At 70.0% G+C, this 18,751-nt stretch carries 17 protein-coding genes; 8 read left to right on the plus strand and 9 right to left on the minus strand.

Annotated features, from left to right (window positions below; all coding sequences use genetic code 11):
- The first annotated feature begins 101 nt into the window (after nucleotides 1-101).
- On the plus strand, nucleotides 102-2,204 hold the full coding sequence (locus tag ODE13_RS11190; protein ID WP_322479351.1) for a BCCT family transporter: 2,103 nt from the start codon (nucleotides 102-104) through the stop codon (nucleotides 2,202-2,204).
- Nucleotides 2,205-2,297: 93 nt separating this feature from the next.
- Here the strand turns inward: ODE13_RS11190 and ODE13_RS11195 are convergent, their stop codons facing one another.
- The 4 genes from ODE13_RS11195 to ODE13_RS11210 all read right to left on the minus strand — a co-directional run bounded on the left by ODE13_RS11195 (nucleotide 2,298) and on the right by ODE13_RS11210 (nucleotide 6,577).
- Nucleotides 2,298-3,131 (minus strand): aldo/keto reductase, encoded by an 834-nt coding sequence (locus tag ODE13_RS11195; protein WP_322479352.1) that lies wholly within the window; start codon nucleotides 3,129-3,131, stop codon nucleotides 2,298-2,300.
- Nucleotides 3,132-3,298: 167 nt separating this feature from the next.
- On the minus strand, nucleotides 3,299-4,447 hold the full coding sequence (gene nagA / locus ODE13_RS11200) for an N-acetylglucosamine-6-phosphate deacetylase (protein WP_322479353.1): 1,149 nt from the start codon (nucleotides 4,445-4,447) through the stop codon (nucleotides 3,299-3,301).
- Nucleotides 4,444-5,661, minus strand: coding sequence for a PTS transporter subunit EIIC (locus tag ODE13_RS11205; RefSeq protein ID WP_322479521.1), 1,218 nt, complete (start codon nucleotides 5,659-5,661; stop codon nucleotides 4,444-4,446). Before ODE13_RS11205 ends, nagA begins: the two co-directional genes overlap by 4 nt.
- A gap of 145 nt (nucleotides 5,662-5,806) precedes the next feature.
- A complete protein-coding gene (locus ODE13_RS11210; protein ID WP_322479354.1) occupies nucleotides 5,807-6,577 on the minus strand; it encodes a GntR family transcriptional regulator in 771 nt (256 codons plus the stop codon).
- Between the two features lie 143 nt (nucleotides 6,578-6,720).
- Between ODE13_RS11210 and ODE13_RS11215 the strand changes: the two genes are divergently transcribed.
- From ODE13_RS11215 to ODE13_RS11240, 6 genes are all read left to right on the plus strand, one after another.
- Nucleotides 6,721-7,788 (plus strand): SIS domain-containing protein, encoded by a 1,068-nt coding sequence (locus tag ODE13_RS11215; protein ID WP_322479355.1) that lies wholly within the window; start codon nucleotides 6,721-6,723, stop codon nucleotides 7,786-7,788.
- Nucleotides 7,789-7,854: 66 nt separating this feature from the next.
- A complete protein-coding gene (locus tag ODE13_RS11220) occupies nucleotides 7,855-8,088 on the plus strand; it encodes a glucose PTS transporter subunit EIIB (protein ID WP_179541643.1) in 234 nt (77 codons plus the stop codon).
- Nucleotides 8,085-8,534, plus strand: a complete 450-nt coding sequence (locus tag ODE13_RS11225) for a PTS glucose transporter subunit IIA (RefSeq protein WP_322479356.1) — start codon at nucleotides 8,085-8,087, stop codon at nucleotides 8,532-8,534. The genes ODE13_RS11220 and ODE13_RS11225 overlap by 4 nt, the downstream gene beginning before the upstream one ends.
- 136 nt (nucleotides 8,535-8,670) lie before the next feature.
- On the plus strand, nucleotides 8,671-9,312 hold the full coding sequence (locus ODE13_RS11230; protein WP_322479357.1) for a hypothetical protein: 642 nt from the start codon (nucleotides 8,671-8,673) through the stop codon (nucleotides 9,310-9,312).
- Between the two features lie 120 nt (nucleotides 9,313-9,432).
- Complete coding sequence (locus tag ODE13_RS11235; protein ID WP_322479358.1) at nucleotides 9,433-11,007, plus strand: DNA-3-methyladenine glycosylase 2 family protein; 1,575 nt, start codon at nucleotides 9,433-9,435, stop codon at nucleotides 11,005-11,007.
- Nucleotides 11,004-11,618 (plus strand): methylated-DNA--[protein]-cysteine S-methyltransferase, encoded by a 615-nt coding sequence (locus ODE13_RS11240; RefSeq protein WP_322479359.1) that lies wholly within the window; start codon nucleotides 11,004-11,006, stop codon nucleotides 11,616-11,618. Before ODE13_RS11235 ends, ODE13_RS11240 begins: the two co-directional genes overlap by 4 nt.
- A 78-nt stretch (nucleotides 11,619-11,696) precedes the next feature.
- Here ODE13_RS11240 and ODE13_RS11245 read toward each other — a convergent pair whose 3' ends face one another.
- A complete protein-coding gene (locus ODE13_RS11245; RefSeq protein WP_322479360.1) occupies nucleotides 11,697-13,367 on the minus strand; it encodes an MFS transporter in 1,671 nt (556 codons plus the stop codon).
- A gap of 83 nt (nucleotides 13,368-13,450) precedes the next feature.
- On the opposite strand from ODE13_RS11245, the gene ODE13_RS11250 reads away from it, so the two are divergent.
- Nucleotides 13,451-14,119, plus strand: coding sequence for a helix-turn-helix domain-containing protein (locus ODE13_RS11250; protein ID WP_322479361.1), 669 nt, complete (start codon nucleotides 13,451-13,453; stop codon nucleotides 14,117-14,119).
- 21 nt (nucleotides 14,120-14,140) lie between these two features.
- Here the strand turns inward: ODE13_RS11250 and ODE13_RS11255 are convergent, their stop codons facing one another.
- The 4 genes from ODE13_RS11255 to ODE13_RS11270 all read right to left on the minus strand — a co-directional run bounded on the left by ODE13_RS11255 (nucleotide 14,141) and on the right by ODE13_RS11270 (nucleotide 18,710).
- Nucleotides 14,141-14,944, minus strand: a complete 804-nt coding sequence (locus ODE13_RS11255; RefSeq protein ID WP_322479362.1) for a LytTR family DNA-binding domain-containing protein — start codon at nucleotides 14,942-14,944, stop codon at nucleotides 14,141-14,143.
- An 82-nt stretch (nucleotides 14,945-15,026) separates the two neighbouring features.
- Entirely contained in the window at nucleotides 15,027-16,391 is a 1,365-nt protein-coding gene (locus ODE13_RS11260) for a histidine kinase (protein ID WP_322479363.1), read from the minus strand.
- Nucleotides 16,381-18,126 carry a cation acetate symporter gene (locus tag ODE13_RS11265; RefSeq protein WP_322479364.1) on the minus strand — a complete coding sequence of 582 codons (1,746 nt, stop codon included), beginning with the start codon at nucleotides 18,124-18,126 and terminating at the stop codon, nucleotides 16,381-16,383. Before ODE13_RS11265 ends, ODE13_RS11260 begins: the two co-directional genes overlap by 11 nt.
- A complete protein-coding gene (locus ODE13_RS11270; RefSeq protein WP_322479365.1) occupies nucleotides 18,123-18,710 on the minus strand; it encodes a hypothetical protein in 588 nt (195 codons plus the stop codon). The genes ODE13_RS11265 and ODE13_RS11270 overlap by 4 nt, the downstream gene beginning before the upstream one ends.
- Nucleotides 18,711-18,751 lie beyond the last annotated feature (41 nt).

Below are 18,751 nucleotides of genomic sequence, written 5' to 3' on the forward strand. Positions count from 1 at the left end.
GGCAGCGCCGTCGTTTTCATGTGTGCGCCATGACCGATGAGACCGACCAGAAGACCGGACGAGATACAGATTTCTAGGTATCCACAACCAAGGAGGAGTTCATGGCTTCGCCCACCGAAGCAGAAGTGAACCATTGGTCGGTGACGAGCACCTGGCGAAGCCTCAACAAGCCAGTGTTCATCCCGGCTGTACTCATCATCGCCATCGCGCTGATCTTCGCGACCTGGTACGGCCGGGAGCATGGCGCCGAGGCGTTCGAGACGCTGAACAGCAACATCGTCAACGGGGTCGGCTGGTGGTACATCGCCATCGTGACCGGATTCGTGGTCTTCGCCATCTGGGCTGGGCTCTCCAAAGCAGGCAACATCCGCCTGGGCCGGGACGACGAGAAGCCGGAGTTCTCACTGGTCTCCTGGTTCACGATGCTGTTCTCCGCCGGCATGGGTATCGGCCTCGTCTTCTGGGGTGTGGCCGAGCCGCTCTGGCACCTCGTGGCACCGCCGGACATCAGTGGAGAGGTCGGCGTCGACGCCGCCGGGGAGACCCTCATGGCCACCCAGGCGGAGCTCTCCGGCACCGCCATCGGCCAGTCCCTCTTCCACTGGGGCCTGCACGCCTGGGCGATCTACGTCGTCGTCGGACTCGGCCTGGCCTACATGACCTTCCGCCGGGGGCGCCCGCTGGCCATCCGCTGGCTGCTGGAGCCGGTGTTCGGCCGCAAGCTCATCGAGTCCTGGGTCGGCCACCTCATCGACATCGTCGCCATTGTCGGCACCGTCTTCGGCGTGGTGACCTCGCTGGGCCTCGGCGTCCAGCAGATCGCCGCGGGCCTGGAATTCATGGGCTGGGCGGAGTCCAACGTCGGGCTCCTGACCTGGCTCATCGTGGGCATCACCGCCATCGCCACCATCTCGGTGATCAGCGGCGTCCACAAGGGGCTGAAGTGGCTGTCGAACATCAACATGTCCATGGCCGCCGCACTGGCGCTCTTCGTGTTGTTCGCAGGCCCGACCCTGTTCCTGCTCCAGCAGCTGGTGGGCAATGCCGGCGAGTACGCCTGGGCGTTCCCGCAGCTGATGTTCGAGACCGGAGCCTCCTACGCCGGAGGCGACGGCGGCGGCGGCTGGTCAGCCGACTGGACCATCTACTACTGGGGCTGGTGGATGAGCTGGGCACCCTTCGTGGGCATGTTCATCGCCCGCATCTCGCGGGGACGCACCATCCGTCAGTTCGTCTTCGGCGTGCTGCTCGCCCCCACGATGATCGGCATCATCTGGTTCTCGATCTTCGGCTCCTCGGGCATCTACTACCAGCTGACCGAGGGCATCATGGTGGATGCGGAAGGAAACATCGGCACCGAGGCCGCGCTGTTCACCCTCCTGGAACAGCTGCCGCTCTCCTCCATCACCGCGGTGGTGGCGATCCTGGTGATCGCGTTCTTCTTCATCACCTCCTCCGACTCCGGCTCGCTCGTGGTGGACATCCTCTCCCACGGCGGTCGCCCCGACACCCCGCGCCTGACGCGAGTGTTCTGGGCACTGGTGGAAGGTGCGGCAGCGATCATCCTGATCGCTGCAGCCGGGGAAGCGGCCGGTGCCGCCCTGCGTGTGCTGCAGGTCAGCTCCATCGCGGCAGCCGCCCCGCTGTCCATCGTGCTGGTGCTGGCGGTGATCGGCATGATTCGGATGCTGTACTACGAGGGTGCGACGGCGCCCCGCTACGTGCGGATCCGTCCGCAGGCCTCCACCGCCTCGCTGGTGGACGCCGCACGCGAGGTGGCAGGAGCCGAGGAAGGGCCCGCGGTCGAACGGAACCTGCGGAGGATGCTCGCGGGTCAGGGTCGCGCCGTCTCCGGATTCTTCGGCGGCACCTCCTCCACCTTGTCCGGGCTTCCCTCGGGGACCGGCCGCGGCACCGTGGACTCTGTCCCGACGACGACCGACGAGATGGTCTTCGCCCTCCACGACGTCCCGGCCCACGCCACGTCGGTGAACCCCGAGACCGGCACGCTCAACCTGGACGAAGAGGCGTATTACCACGATCCGATCGGCCATGAGCAGTTCAGCACTCCCGAGTTCGCGGAGTCTGCTGAAGGGTGGGAGCAGGAGTCCGAGCACATCTACGACGAGCTGGTCGGCAACGGCAACGGAGGCGCCACGAGCGACGACGCCCCGGCCGGTGAGGACGACTCAACGAAGACGTGATGCACTGAGCACCTCCTGGTGACGCAGCAGTGCCCCCGCCCAGTGATCCGGGCGGGGGCACTGCTGTGTCTGGGCCTGTCAGGCCGCGTCACCTCAGGAGCCGGGGCTGAACTCTGCCGGGTTCGGACCCAAGCGGCCGTCCTTCTCCAGTCCGTCGATGGCTTCGAGCTCCTCCGCGGTGAGCTCGAAGCCGAAGACGTCGAAGTTGGAGGCGATCCGCTCGTCGGTGACCGACTTCGGGAACAGGATGCGCCCCTGCTGCAGGTGCCAGCGGATGACGACCTGAGCCGGGGAGACCCCATGGGCCTCAGCGGCGGCGACCACCGGGGCCTCGTCGAAGACCTGCCCCTGGGCCAACGGGCTCCAGGCCTGGGTGGCAATGCCGTGCTTCTCGTTGGCGGCGATGACCTCACGCTGCTGGAGGAACGGGTGGACCTCGATCTGGTTGATCACCGGCTGGCGACCGCCCAGCTCAGCGATCCGGGCCAGGTGCTCGCCCAGGTGGTTGGACACGCCGATGGAGGTCGAGAGCCCCTGCTCGGCGATGTCCTGCAGGCCCTGCCAGGCCTCCAAGTACTTGTCGGTGGCCGGGGCCGGCCAGTGGGTCAGGTACAGGTCCACGTGGTCCAGGCCCAGCTTCTGCAGGGAGGTCTCCATCGCGGCCTTGGCCTCGGCGCGGCCGAAGTCCGAGACCCACAGCTTGGTGGTCACATAGAGCTCCTCGCGCGGGATCCCGGAGGCGGCGATGGCGCGCCCGACGCCCTCTTCATTGCCGTAGACGGCGGCGGTGTCGATGTGCCGGTAGCCGACCTCGAGGGCCTTGGCGACCACACGCTCGGCATCATCTGCCGGGACCTGCCAGACGCCGAAGCCGAACTGCGGGATCTCCGTGCCGTCGTGGAGTGTGACAGTGGGTACTGCAGTCATCGATTCCTTCTCTCTCACGGGTTCACTGGCGAGCGAGAACGCTCACGGCAGGTGCGAACCACACCGGGCCCCGGTTCATTCCAGCAACCACCGAATTGATTCCATCGATGCAACAAAGAGTGCCCGCCCGACGACGGCAGAGCCGGCGACGTCGATCCCGGCGAGGATCAGTCGGTTGACCCGGCAGTCCCCGGCTGCCAGACTCCCCGCGACATCACACCGGTGACCTGAAGGTCATCGTCGAGCAGCACCAGATCAGCACGATTCCCCGGCGCGAGCGCCCCGACATCCTCGAGCCCGACCATCCGGGCGGGATTGGCCGTGGCCGCGATCAGCGCCTGCGCCAGCGGGATGTCGGCCGTCAGCACGCTGTGCCGCACCGCCGCCGAGACGGTCAGGGTGGAGCCCGCGATCGAGCCCAGCTCCCCGGAGGCCTCGACCACCCGCGCCTCGCCGCCGTCGACCCGAACCTCGAGGCTGCCCAGCCGATACCGACCGTCGGCGGCGGCAGCGGCGGACATGGCGTCCGAGACCAGCACGCAGCGCTGCGCCTTCGCGGTGAAGGCGAGCCGCTGCACCGAAGGATGGACGTGGATCCCGTCAGCGATGAGCTCCACCCAGGCCTCCGGGTCCTCCAGCAGGGCGGCGATCGGCCCGGGCCTCCGGTGGTGCAGCGACGGCATCGCGTTGAACAGGTGCGTGCCCACGCTGGCTCCGCGCGCCAGCGCCTGCCGGGTCTGCTCATAGCTGGCCTCGGTATGGCCGACCGCGGCGACGACGCCGGACTCGACGATCCTGCTCACCGCCTCCATGCCGCCGGCCAGCTCCGGAGCGAGGGTGACCATGCGGATCAGACCGGTGGCGAGGAACTCGTCGAGCACCTCGGCGTCAGGATCCCGCAGGTGCTCCTCGTGGTGAGCGCCCCGGCGCCGAGAGTTCAGCCACGGCCCTTCCAGGTGGACGCCGGCCAGCTCGCCGGCGTCGACCAGCGGGCGCAGCCCGGCCAGCGAAGTACGCATGGCCGGGTACGGGTCGGTGACCAGGGAGGCCAGCATGGTGGTGGTGCCGTGACGCAGGTGGGCGGCGCGAGCTGTTCGGGCGGCATCGGGGCCGTCGAGGAAGGAAGCCCCACCGCCGCCGTGGACGTGGACGTCCACGAAGCCCGGGGACAGCACGCCTTCGGCGATGGTCACCTCCGCAGGCTCAGGCGGCTCACCCGGCCCCGCTTCGACGATCCTCTCCCCCTGGAGCCGGAGCCACCAGGGGGAGATGTCGCCGTCGGGCGTGAGAGCGGCCGACGCGTGGACCAGGGTCATACGCGCTCTTCCGAGGCCGGGGTGGACTCGGCGTGGTCGTCCTCACGGCCGGGGGTCTTCAGGTTCCACACCCGGATGACCACACGGAACAGGACGTAGTAGAGCGCTCCATAGGCCAGGCCGATCGGAATCAGCAGCCAGGGGTCAGTACCGATGTTCCAGTTCAGCACGAAGTCGAACAGGCCGGCGGAGAAGCCGAAGCCCATCTTGATCTCCAGGAAGTTCACCAGCGCCATGGCCGTGCCGGTCAGGAAGGCATGCAGCACATAGAGCGGGAACGCGACGAACATGAAGCTGAACTCCAGCGGCTCGGTCACACCGGTCAAGAAGGCAGTGAGCGCGCCGGCGCCCATCAGACCGCCGACGATCTTCTTCTGCGACGGGCGGGCCGCGTGGTAGATCGCCAGGGCCGCGGCCGGAAGGGCGAACATCATGATCGGGAAGAAGCCGGTCATGAAGGCTCCGGCCGTCGGGTCGCCGCTGAGGAACCGGGCGATGTCGCCGTGGACGACGGAGCCATCGGCGGTCTCATAGGAACCGAGGATGAACCACGGCGGGTTGTTCAGGATGTGGTGCAGACCCAGGGGGATGAGCAGTCGGTTCATCATGCCGTAGACGAACCCGCCCAGCACCGCATTGGCCGCGACCCACTCGCCCAGCGCGGTGATGCCGGAGTCGAACAGCGGGTAGATGAAGCTCATCAGCACACCGATGATGATCGCCGCCAGGGCGGTGACGATCGGCACGAAGCGCCGTCCGCCGAAGAAGGCCAGGTACGGGGGAAGTTTGATCCGGTAGTAGCGCTGCCACAGGAACGCGGCGACCAGACCGATGATGATGCCGCCGAGCACATGGAAGTTGATCATCGCCTGTTCCTCACCCTCTGCGGGTGCGCCGAGGATCAGCGGAGACATGGCCTCAGTGACGGCGTCGTAGACCAGGTAGCCGATCAGCGCGGCGAGCGCGGTGGAGCCGTCAGCCTTCTTCGCCATGCCGATGGCCACGCCGAGGGCGAAGAGCAGCGGCAGGTGGGCGAAGAGCGCGTCACCGGCGCTGCCGACGACGGAGGCGACCTGGTCCCAGCCCAGGCCGTCGGCCCCGAGGAGGTCCGGCTGACCGAGGCGCAGCAGCAGCGCCGCAGCCGGCAGCGAGGCGATCGGCAGCAGCAGGCTGCGGCCGAACTTCTGCACGGGGGCGAGATTGACCTTCGGCATCTTCGATCTCTTGGTGGTCTCTGTGCCGCCGTCGGCGGGTTCAGTTGAGCTCACGGGAGTGCTCCTTCCAGGGGCGAGTGCATCGGTGGTGTCTGGGCGGTTCTGCGTGAAGGTTCTGTGCGGAGTCGTGCGGTTGTCGTGCAGTTCAGGAGGGGGACGTCTCGTCCCGGCTGAGGCTCATGTGGACCTGGTACCGGTCTCCCCGATACCGGGAGACCACGTGCTCCACGGGCTGGCCCCCGGAGTGGGAGACGCGCCGGAAGACCAGCAGCGGCGTGGCGATCTCGCTCTCCAGCAGCTGAGCCAGAGAACGGTCCGCGGACTCGCCCCAGAGGGTCTGTTCGGCGGAGTCGATGGACACCCCGTAGTCGGAGGCGAAGATCTCATAGAGGGACCCGGTCAGGTTCCGCCGGTCCAGCTCGGGGAAGAGCGAGACCGGGTACCAGCCGTTCTCCAGCGCGATGGGCCGGTCATCGGCGCAGCGCACCCGGGTGAGGGCCCACACCTTCCCCCTTGAGCCGCCGCCCGTCATCCCCAGCGAGGCAGCTGCCTCGGGAGGGGGCTCGACCGCCTCGCAGCTGATCAGCCGGGTGGTGGGACGCAGTCCGCGGCGACGCATGTCTTGGGTGAAGGAGGCCAGGTGGAGCCGGCTCTCCAGCCGAGGCTCCACGACGAAGGTCCCCTTCCCCTGGACCCGGCGCAGCAGCCCGTCGACGATGAGCGTGTCGACCGCCTTGCGGACCGTCGCCCGCGAGACCCCGTAGGTGACCATCAGGGCGCGCTCCGAGGGGACCATCACCCCGGGGCCCAGCTCCTCGGAGGCCATCCGGGCGAGCACGGCGCCGAGCTGGATGTGTTTGGGTTCAGGGCCGTCTGTGATGACGGCCTGGTCCGAGTGAGCCCTTGCGTCGGCCACGTGATCCACCTCTCGACAACTCCTCGCCGGATTGATACGGTCTGGTACGTACCAGTTGACTATGGCGGTCATCACACATGTTGTCAAGACCGCCACCACCGCTCCGGCTCTCCACGTCGGACCGTTTCCGAAAGCAGGTGGAGATGACCACACAGATGGCGCGGGAGACCGCCGAACAGCCAGAATCCCTCCAGCACACGATCGAGGCCCTCCTGGACACCCCGGAGACCCTCGACGCTCTGGGTGCCCTCTTCACCGGTCGACGTCGCGTGCTCTTCGCCGCCAGAGGAACCAGTGACAACGCCGCCGTCTACGGCCGCTACCTGTTGGAGACCCAGGCCGGGGTGCTCGGCGGACTCGCCTCCCCAAGCGTCGCCACGCACTACCGGGCCGATCTGGACCTCCGAGACACCGTGCTGGTGAGCGTCTCCCAGTCCGGCCGCACCGAGGAGATCGTGGAGACCCAGCGCTGGGGACGCGGCCGCGGCGCCGCCACTGTGGCGATCACCAATGGCGCCGACTCCCCGCTGGCTCAGGAGGCCGACGTCGCCCTGGTCACCCAGGCGGGCGATGAGCTCGCCGTGCCCGCCACGAAGTCCTACACCGCACAGCTGGTCGGAATGGTCCTGCTCAGCATGGCCGCCCTCCGTCAGAACGGCGACCTCGCCGCCGCCGCGGCCCTCGAGGATCAGCTGCGCCGAGCCCCCGCACAGGCCGCACGGATCCTGCAGGCCCGCGCCGGTGTGGACCTTGCCGTGGAGACGCTCGGCTCGCACACCACCACCGTGGTCACCGGCCGCGGTCTGCTCATGGGCACCGCCCTGGAGACCGCCCTGAAGATCGAGGAGACCTGCCTGCGTCCGGTGCGCGGCTACTCCTACGCCGACCTGCGCCACGGCCCCATCGCCGCCGTCGGGGAAGGGGTCGCCGCCGTCGTCCACGCCGCCGCCGACGGCCCGCTGAGCACCCCCATGGTGCAGCTGGCCCAGGACCTCGCCGACCGCGGCGCGACCGTCATCGGCGTCGGCGGCTCCGCGGAGTTCCAGCGAGCCGTCGGCGTCCATGTCCCTGGAGCGGAGCTACCTGAGACACTGGCTCCCCTGGTGAACATCATCCCGATGCAGCTCGTCGTCGAGCAGCTCTCCCGCTCCCTGGGGCTCTCTCCCGATGCACCCCAGGGCCTGGCGAAGGTGACCCGCACCGACGCCTGACCCCACCTGCCCTCACCGTGTTCCATCACCGCACACCCGCAGAATCATTGAGAGAAGGAGCCCATCATGGCTGACCGTGCAGAGCAGATCCTCGCCGGACTCGGAGGATCGGACAACATCATCGAGATCGAACCCTGCATCACCCGACTGCGTACCGAGGTCGAGGACGCCTCCCAGGTGAACGAGGCCGCGCTGAAGGCCGCAGGCGCCCACGGCGTGATGATCAGCGGCAACGTCGTACAGGTCGTCGTCGGACCCGAGGCGGACACCATCGCCGAGGACATCGAGGACCTGCGTTGACCCGGGTCGCTGCACCCTGCCCCGGCCGGGTCCTTCCGCTGACGGAGGTCCCGGACCCGGTGTTCTCCTCCGCGATGGTGGGCCCCGGCATCGCCCTGGAACCGGCGCCGGAGGAGACCACCGTGGGCGCACCCGTCACAGGGAGGATCATCAAAGTCCACCCGCACGCCTTCGTCATCCAAGGCGAGGACGGGGTCGGCATCCTGGTCCACCTGGGGATCAACACCGTCCGGCTCGAGGGAAAGGGCTTCGAGGTCCTCGCCCAGCAGGGCGACCATGTGACCCAGGGCGACCCCATGGTGCGATGGACCCCCGGGAACATCAGCGGGGAAGGTATCTCGACGATCATCCCGGTGGTGGCTCTGGACCAGCCCGCCGACTCCGTCACGCCGACGGAGGCCTCAGAGGTCTCCCCAGGAGACGCCCTCTTCGACGTCGCCGGTTGAGCGGTCCGCACCTCTGCGGTTCAACATCATCACCCCTGGTCAGCGGGCCGCGACTGCCTTACCCTGACACTCAAGGACCGAGTCCGCGAGATGTCGGGCGCGGGGCACATACCAGGCACCGAGCAGAGGAGCTGCGATGACCACCACCCCGGATGCGGCGGCGAAGCGGGCTGTCGCAGGACGAGCACTGCTGATCCTGGCCGCCCTGGCCGCGGCCGCCGCCGCGGGGGCGAGCATCGCCCAGCTGGGTGATGCAGGCTCCGAGCATCTCCTGAACGAGGCCTGGCGTGGCTTCGGGCTGGTGGTCTTCGCCGGACTCTTCGCCCTGGTCGCCTGGCGCCCCACCGGCTACCCAGGGGTGCTCGAGCTGGCGTTCCTGCACAAACTCGGCCTGGCACTGTTGGCCTGGAGCCAGCTGGACACCGCCGATGGCGCCTGGGCCACCCTCATCATCGACGGCCTGCTCGCCCTGGCTCTGCTGGTGGCGTATGTCCTGCTCGGCTCGCATCGGGCCTGGCGGCGCGCCCAGCCGGCAGACGCGGCGGCCGACGTCCCCGTGACCAAGGGGTCGGGGGCCACGGGGTCCGGCCGGAAGATGACGGGCAGGAAGAGCAGGGACTCCGGCCCGCGGGAGTCCCTTGAGGCCACCAAGCCGCTGCCCTCCGGCACGGCGGATCCTGCCCGTGGAGCCGATCGCCCCACCGGTGAAGGGGACGGCGGCGACACTCACCCGCAGGGACCCGGCGGCATCCCCCGGCCGCCTCGCTCCTCCCGCTGAGCAGCCGCCCCTTCGAGCGTCAGAGACCTGGCGCCACAGGCCCGGGGATGGCGTCGCCACAACGATGTCGGATTCCTGCTGGCACCAGGGACCCGACTGGCGCATGCTGGTGCTGTGCCGATGACCCTGATGCTCGACCCCGACGCCTGCGTGAAGGCCGTGCGCGCCCGTGACGCCCGCTTCGACGGGCGGCTCTACGTGGGCGTGACGAGCACCGGAATCTACTGCAGACCCAGCTGCCCTGCGCCGCCCCCGAAACGTGAGCACCTCACCTTCCACCCGACCGCCGCCGCGGCTCAGCGAGCAGGCTTCCGCGCCTGCCGCCGCTGCCGCCCCGAGGCCTCCCCCGGCTCCCCAGACTGGAACATCCGCGAGGACACCGCCGCCCGAGCGATGCGGCTGATCGCCGACGGCGAGGTGGATCGCTCAGGGGTGGAGGGGCTGTCCGCCGCCCTGGGCTATAGCTCCCGGCAGGTGGAGAGGGTGTTGCGCGGGGAACTCGGCGCCGGCCCGCTCGCCCTGGCGCGGGCCCAGCGGGCCTCCACCGCGCGGACCCTCATCGAAGGCACCGCGCTGAGCTTCTCCGAGATCGCCTTCGCCGCCGGGTTCGCCTCGGTGAGGTCCTTCAACGAGACGATCCGCGCAGTGTTCGCCGCCTCTCCCAGCCAGCTGCGGACCGCCCGCCGCAATGGGCGCGCCGCCGCGATCCGCCCGACTCCTGTAGCCCCGCACCTGCTCACTCTGCGCCTGGCCTACCGGCCCCCGCTGCATGTGCCCAGCCTCTTCGGCCATCTCATCGCCACGGCCGTACCCGGTGTGGACACCTGGCACCCGCAGGAGGCACACGGACATGGCTCCGGGGGCGTCCTGCATCGGGCGATGCGTCTGCCCCACGGCGCCGGCGTCGCCTCCCTGCGTCCCGACGACGGGCACCGCGGGTGGGTCGAGGCGCAGCTGCGGCTCACCGACCTGCGGGACCTGACCTCGGCGGTGCAGCGTTGCCGGCGGATGCTGGACCTGGACGCCGATCCGGTGGGAATCGAAGACGCCCTGCGCACCGATGAGGACTTCGCGCCGCTGGTAGCACGCTTCCCGGGCTGCCGGCTCCCCGGGAGCCCGGACCCGGAGGAGCAGGCCTTCCGCGTGGTGCTGGGTCAGCAGATCTCCACCCAGGCCGCCGGCACCATGGGCGCCCGACTGACCCGGGCATTCGGCGAGCCGCTGCCCGAGGCGCTACTCCTACCCGGAGGCCCCACTCACCTGTTCCCCACCGCCGCATCGCTGACCACGGCCGAGGACGACGCGCGCTGGCCCGGGATGCCGGCCTCCCGCCGGGCCACCCTGCGAGGGCTGGCCGAGGCGCTCACCACCGGGAAGCTCCGGCTCGACGTCGGCGCCCCCTGGTCGGAGGTGCGCCGCGAGCTGACGTCGCTGCGCGGCATCGGCCCCTGGAGCGTGGAGATGATCGCGCTGCGCGGGCTCGGCGACCCCGACGCCTTCCCCGCCACCGACCTGGGCACGCGTCTGGCCGCCGAGGCCCTGGGACTCCCCGGGGATCCGCGCCCACTGGCCGGGGCCGCCGACGCGTGGCGCCCCTGGCGCTCCTACGCCACCGCACTGCTGTGGGCGAGCAGTGACCACGCCGTCGCCCGCCTGCCACAGAACCCCTCCCCGCAGAAGGAGCCCCTCCGATGAGTCCCACCCACACGCCCACTCCGACCACCCCGCTGTCCCACACGCTGTTGGACTCACCCGTGGGTCAGCTGGCCCTGGTGACCGACGGCCAGGCGCTGACCGGGGTGTACATGCAGGAGCACCGCCACACCACCGTGAAGAGCTGGGGCGAACGCGTAGACCGCAAGGAGGCGGCCGACGTCGTGCAGCGCGCCGAGGAGCAGCTGGACGAGTACTTCACCGGCGAACGACAAGACTTCGACCTGCCGCTGGCCGCCGCCGGCACCGAGTTCCAGCGGGCCGTGTGGGCCGGGCTGCGCGAGATCCCCTACGGAGAGACCTGGACCTACGGGCAGCTCGCCTCGCATCTGGGACGACCGGGGGCCTCCCGGGCCGTGGGGCTGGCCAACGGCCGCAATCCGATCTCGATCATCGTGCCCTGCCACCGGGTGATCGGCGCCGACGGGTCCATGACCGGCTACGGCGGCGGGGTCCCCCGCAAGGAGCAGCTGCTGGCCCTGGAGCGCAGTGGCCAGCTCCCCCTCGATCCGGGCGGGCAGAGCCAGACAGACGACCAGCTCCCCATCGAGTGGGGGATTCACGACCACCCACAGCCGGAATCGGCGCCGTAGCGGTAGGGGATTCCCCCACTCGATGAGAGGGCTGGGAGCGAGGGGAGGGGCTCAGAGGGAGGAGCTCAGGTGAGGAGGTCAGGCCCAGCGGAACTCGACGCCGCCCCCGAGCGCGCTCTGCCTGGCACTTCGCTCGGCCTGAGCCCGCTGGCGTGCGAGACGCATGGGCCGCTCCGCCGCCGCGCTCGGCCGTGGGCGGCGGCGTCGACTGGGGGATTCGTGACCGCTACGAGCCAGATTCAGCGGCTCAGCGGTAGTGGATTCCCCACTCGACGTGCTGGTCGGGGCTGGGCCACCGTACGGGCCACCCTCACCTTCACCCTGGGACCCGCCCTCGCCTCCGCCCTGGGGCCCACCCTCGGATCCGTCCCCACGCTCCTCGTCATCGACCATCCGCTGGCTGACCCGCAGCATCGGGTAGAGCAGCGAAAGCCCCAGCAGCGCCGCCGCGGAGATGAACACCGCCGGCAGCCCCAGGTGCTCGCCGACCAGACCACCTAGGAGGGCGCCCAGCGGCATGAGCCCGAAGCCGACCGTGGTGACCGCGCCGATCACTCGCCCCAGCGTGGCACCGGGGACGAGCCGCTGCAGCAGCGTCATCGCCACCACGTTGCCGGTCATGTTGAAGAAGCCCATCACCGCCGCACCGATGAGCAGGGCATCGAACCGCGGCAGCAGCACCGGCAGCACCAGCAGCGGGACCTGGAGCATGAACGACCCAAGCATCAGCGGCACCTCGGGGATCACAGTGCGCATGCGCTCCACCAGCAGGGATCCGACGACGGCGCCCACCGCGCCCGCCACGGCCAGCAGCGGGTACTGGGCCTCCGTGAGGCCCACGGCGGACCCCTCGCCCACCACCCAGAGGATGTAGACGGCGAAGTAGGCTGTGGTCGCCAGATTGGCCGCGCAGGACATGACCACGATGGGCCGCAGCACCCGGTGTCGCATGACCAGCCGCAGGCCCTCGAGGACGGACCCCAGCCCGGCAGGCTGGTCGGGTGCAGGCTGGGCGCCCTCGGTCTGGGAGACATCACGGTCACCCGGCCCAGCGTCGCCGGTCCGAGCGGCCCGGAAATCACCCCGCAGGCCGAAGGTCAGCAGCAGCACGGCCGCCACACAGATCGCCGCCGGCACTCCGATCACCCAGCCGGCGCCGAGGATCACCAGCAGTCCCGCCACCGGGCGTCCGATGAAGTCGTTGAAGACCTTCTCGGCGGCCATGGTGCGCCCGTTGGCCGCGGCCAGCCGCGAACGCGGCGCCACCTGCGGGACCATGGTGCGCCCGGCCAGGTCTGCGAAGACCTGGGTGAGTCCGTAGAGACCCATGAAACCGATCAGCACAGCGATGCTCAGCGTCCCGGCCAGGGCGACCGCGACCAGGCCCACCATGACGACCACCCGCACCGAGAGAGCCAGCATCCTGACCCTGCGGCGGTCGGCACGGTCGATGACGGCCCCGGCCAGCAGACCGAAGAACAGCCACGGGAGCCAGAACAGGGCCGAGAGCAGCGCGATCTCCTGCGGAGAGCGGGTCAGCGAGACGGCGATCAGCGGGATCCCGGTCATCAGGATCCCGTCGGAGAGGTTCGCCAGCGCCACAGTGCCCAGATGGGCGTTGAACGGGCGGCCGAGCGGCTCGCGCCGGAGAGGGGTGGCTGCCTCGGTGCCGCCGGCACTGCCGACCTCGGTCGCGACGGCGACGACGCCGCCGTCGTCGTGCTGCTCCGGTGTGGTGGTGTGCGCCATGGTGACCATCTCCGTAGACTGGTGCCGAGAAAGGTTTGCAGAGATTTCTCTGCAACGATGTCTATGCAAAGGTATCTCTGCATATGGATGAGCACAAGACCCCCGGGCCGAGAAGTTCTGCGCCCGACGATCTCGAGAAGCTGCCCGGCGAGGCCGATCTGCAGATGGATTCGAAGACCATGAAGGCCTTCGCCCACCCCCTGCGGATGGCCATGTATTCGTATCTGAGCGACAAGGGATCAGCCACGGCGACCCAACTGGCCAAGCACCTCGACGAGAGCACCGGGCAGACCAGCTACCACCTGCGCCAGCTGGAGAAGCACGGCCTCGTGGAGGAGGACCCGGACCGCGGCACCGGCCGGGAACGCTGGTGGAAGCCGGCCGGGTTCAGCCTCCGGGCGGAGCTGCTCAAGGGCGACCCTTCCCAGATGCCGGTGGCGCAGACTCTGTGGCAACATCAGATGCAGGAGCGCGTCCAGACGCTGCGCCGATGGATGGCCAACGTCACCGAGGAACCGCAGCACTGGATCGAGTCCTCTGTGGACTCCAACTCGACCTCGACCATGTCCGCCGAGGAGATGCGCGCCATGCGCGACGAGCTGATGGAAGTCATTGAGAGGCACACCGACGCCTCCGAGGCACGCGTCAAAGCCTCAGGGCCGGGCGACGACGACCGCCGCGCCCGCGTCTACCTCAGCGTGCTGCCGCTGCCCTCGCCCGTCGATTCACGGGAGGACGCCGAGCGAGACTGAGCAGCTTCACCCCCGGCCGACTCACACCCCGAGGCGACGCCGCAGCTCCGGCGCATGCCGCCGGGAGACCTCCACCCGGCTGCGCTGGCGGTCGTTCATCACCAGCACCAGCGCGCCGCGGAAGTCCGGGACGAGCTCGCGCACATAGCGCAGGTTCACCAGATACGAGCGGTGGACACGGAAGAAGTGACCCTGCAGGCGACGCTCGAGCTCATTCAGCGAGAAGGAGACCAGCACCCGCTCATCGCCGAGCTTCAGCGAGGAGTACCCCCGGGCGGCGGAGGCGTAGACGATCGAATCCCCGTCCACCAGCATCGTCCGCCCATCCTTCTGCACCGGTATGCGCACCAGCGGCTCCGGCTCGGCCGCCCGCGCACGGACTGCCTGGCGCGCAGCGTCGCCAGAGACAGGGGCGCCGTCATCGTGCCGCGCTCCCGGCTCGGCACGCTCCCCGCGCTCCGCGACCGAGGAGAGCGCACGCCCCACGGCCCGCTGGAGACGCTCGGCATCGAAGGGTTTGACCAGGTAGTCGGCGGCGGCCAGGTCGAAGGCCTCCACCGCGTGGTCCGGATAGGCGGTGGTGAAGATGACCTGCGGCCGATGCGGCATCTCGCGCAGCTGCTCGGCGACCTCCAGCCCGGAGAGCCCCGGCATGCGGATGTCCAGGAAGACGAGGTCGTAGTCCAGGGAGTTCAGCAGCACCAGCGCCTCTTCCCCGTTGGTGGCCTCACCGACCACCTGCACGCGCCCGACCTCCTCGAGGAGATACCGCAGCTCCTCGCGGGCGGGGCCCTCGTCATCCACGATCAGCGCGCGCGGCATCATCCGTTCAGTATAGGACTGAGCGGCACGCGTCCATGATCCAGGTCACACCGAGTCCAGAGGTCGGGACACGACGACGGCCGGTTCACGTCATCGGCACGCGCAGGTCCACCACGGTGCCGCCGCCGCGCGGCGTCGAGATGGAGAGATCGTAGCGGTCCCCGAAGAGGGTCTCCAGCCGCTCGGTGATGTTGCGCAGCCCCACCCCGGCGTGCGCGGAGGAGCCCAGTCCGGACAGCGTGCCGTCCTCATCGTCGCCGCCCGCACCCTCGTCCTGCCCGCGCATCAGCCGGGCGAGCACCGCTGGGTCCATGCCGATGCCGTCGTCGGAGACCCGGATGGAGGTGGTCCGGGTCAGCGGATCCACCCGGGCGCGCAGCCGCACGGTGCCTCCCTCCTTCTTGTCCGCGATGCCGTGCTTGACCGCGTTCTCCACCAGCGGCTGGATGGTCAGCACCGGCACTCGGGAGGTCAGCACCTGCGGATCGATGTCATAGCGGACCTGCAGCCGATCCCCGAACCGCGCCTGCTCCAGGGAGAGGTAGGTCCGCACGAAGTAGTACTCCTGGGCGAACTCCGCGAAGTGCCCCTCCTGACGGACCGCGTACCGGAAGAACTCGGAGAGCCGCAGCAGCAGCTCGCGCGCTTCGTCAGGCCGGGTGCGGGCCTTGGAGGCGATGGTGTTGAGGATGTTGAACAGGAAGTGCGGGTTGATCTGGGCGCGCAGCGCATCCAGCCGAGCGTGGGTGGCCAGCCGCCGCTCCCGGTCCATCTCGGCCAGCTCCAGATGCAGGGACAGCATGGTGGCCATGTCCTCCACCAGCTGCTTGGGCGGGATCTCCGTGCGTGCCTGGAAGACCCCCAGGGAGCCCACCACTCGGGAGCCGATGGCCAGCGGAGCGATGACCGCGGACTGCAGCGCACAGTCGGGAACCTTGCAGCCCAGTCCGGCGCGGTCCTGCACCACCACGGTGCGGCCCTTCTCGATGGCGCGCACCGCCGCCCGGGTCTGCATCTCCCCGCCCACTCGGTGGTGGTCCGCCCCGGGCCCCACGAAGGCGAGGATGTCCTGGCGGTCGGTGATGGCGATCGCGTCCCCGGAGAGCATCGGCTGCAGCAGTTCAGCCGTCCGGCGTGCCGCCTCAGGGGTGAGCCCGGAGCGCAGCGGCACCGAACGTCCGGCGGCGGCCAGATCCCGGACTCCGCGTGCGGCCTCCAGGCGGTCCCGCTCCTCCCGGCGCACCGCCCGACCACCGACGCGTGCCCCGCCGCGTCCGCGCGGACCGCGCAGCGCCGACGGGTATCCCAGCACGACGGCGACGGTCAGCACCGTGCCCGCCCCGATGGTCGGCAGGATGGTCAGCGGCGGGTCCACCAGCACCTGAGTGACCAGGTACACCAGCGTCCAGATGGCCAGCACGGCCCCCGCCAGGATCACGCTACCGCGCATCGTCCCTCCTTGAGATCAGTCTGCGGTGCAGCATCCGACTCCGGCCGCCCTCCTCGCGACGTTCCTGCCGACGGGAGGCGATGGTCAGCCGCGCCAGCCGCTCAGCCCGGCGGTCCGCCGCGGTGCCGTGCATGATCACCCACGACTGCTCCACGTCCTCAGGCGGGGCGCTGTTCAAGGACACCACGACGGCGACCAGCCCGGCCACCGGAGCGGCCACCAGGGTGGGAGTGACCAGCAGCTCCCGCCACCACACCGGCTCCAGGAAGCTGCCGGCGGTGAACATCGCCACGGCCAGCGCCCCTCCGGTGAGCATCCCCGCCACCGCGCCGCGGGCGGTCAGCCGCCGCCACCAGATGGCCAACACGATCACCGGAGTCAGCGCGGAGCCGGCGACGGCGAAGGCCCAGGTGACCATGGTCGCCACCAGGGAGGGCATCGCCGGGGTGAACGCCTCGGGGCGCAGCGCGATGGCCAGCGCGGCGGCCGTGGCGGCGGCCACCAGAGTGGTCAGTCGCCCCGCCCAGACCGCCTGACGCTGGGTGGCGCGCGGATTGATGTGCCGCTCGTAGACGTCATGGCCCCACGTGGCCGCCGACGCCAGCAGCAGACCGGCCACCGTGGACATCGCGGCGATCAGCGCGGCGGCGGCCACCAGCCCCAGTCCGGAGTCCCCGCCGTAGATCCTGCCCAGCACCGGCAGGGCGTGTTCAGGAATGCGCAGTACGCCCTCGACGGTGAGCTCCTGCAGCCACGGGCGATCGCGGGCCGCGGAGGGGATGATGTCCCGGGCCGCGGTGCCGAGCATGACGGCCAGCGCGTAGAAGGCGCCGATGAGCATCAGCACCCAGACGGTGGTGGTGCGGGCCGCCTTGCCGGTGGGCGAGGTGAAGTAGCGGTTCATGACGTGGGGCAGCCCGGCCGTGCCGAGCCCGAGGGTGACCACCAGGGCCACCTGGCCGAGCTGCCCGTAGCGGGCGCCGGGCTCACCGAACACGGCCGCCTCGCCGTCGTCGATGTGGTTGACCTCCTGCTCCAGCCCCCAGCCTGCCGGGCCGTGGGCGGGATTGCTCAGCGGCTCCTGGCTGAGTTGCTCCACAGCCTGCCCATAGCGGAAGCCGTCCCCGGTGACCACCAGGGCCAGCCAGATCAGCGCGGCGAAGAGCAGCAGGAACTGCACCGCCTGGTTCCAGGTGGTGCCGCGCATCCCGCCGAAGGCCACGACGACGGCGATCACCGCGGTGGAGAGCAGCACCCCGGTGGCGTAGGGGCTCAGCCCCAGCACACCGTGGCCGACCAGCAGCTCCCAGGTGATGCCCCCGCCCACCGACTGCGGGATCAGGTAGAAGAGGATGACCAGCTGCACCACGCCGACCGCGCAGAGCCGGACCGTGTCCGAGCGGAGCCGCCGGCCCAGGAAGTCGGCCAGGGAGAACTCGCCGAAGCGGCGCAGCGGAGCGGCGACCAGCAGCAGCACCGGCACGAACCCGGCGGCGAATCCCACCGCATACCAGGCGCCGTCGAGCCCGGAGACGTAGACCGCGGCGGCGACGCCCAGAAAGGAGGCCGCCGAAAGGTAGTCCCCGCAGATGGCCCAGGAGTTGGTGACCACCCCGACCCGCTGGCCGGCGAGGTAGAAGTCCACAGTGGAAGAGTGCCGGGGGCGGGTGATGAAGGAGACCCCGAGCACGATGACCAGCACGGCGATCAGAGTGATGATCGAGGCCGCGGTCACCGCTGCACCTCCTCGGCGCCGGGGCCCTCGTCAGGGTGGACGTCGGGGTGGACGTCAGGGTGGATTTCGGGGTCGAGGAAGGGCGAGTCGGGCGGCACATCGGCGTCGAGCAGGATGCGGCCGGCGCCGTCGTCGTGTTTCTCCCGGGCCTTCCCGTAGCCCGGAGAGTCCTCCACGGCGTGCCCGGACCCCACTCCGGCATGACCGAGCATGCGGGACTCCACCGCCGAGCTCAGCGTGGCCGCGGCGATGCCAATCACCGCGAAGACCACATAGAGTCCGATCCCCGCGGTCAGGAACCCGGGGCTGAGATGCCCGACCAGGCGAGCCTCGGACCACCAGTCCAGAGCCCTGGTCAGCACCGGGAAGGCAGCCACCAGCAGCAGGAAGACCACGAAGTAGGTGCCGGCGATGCGCCGCAGGGTGCGGAAGACGGCGTCGACCTCGGCCGGGGTGTCCCGGACCTCCGGGGAATCGTCCCAGGGGTCCTCCCAGGATCCCTCCCAGGATCCCTCCCAGGATCCCTCCCAGGCCTCTCCCCGAGACCCTCCACGGCCGGTCGGCCCCAGGCCATCGCGTCTCATGCGGCCAGTCTAGGCAGGCCCGCCGAACACGGGACGGGGCG

This window comes from Nesterenkonia sp. HG001 (genome assembly GCF_034438835.1).
Taxonomy (GTDB): Bacteria; Actinomycetota; Actinomycetes; order Actinomycetales; family Micrococcaceae; genus Nesterenkonia; species Nesterenkonia xinjiangensis.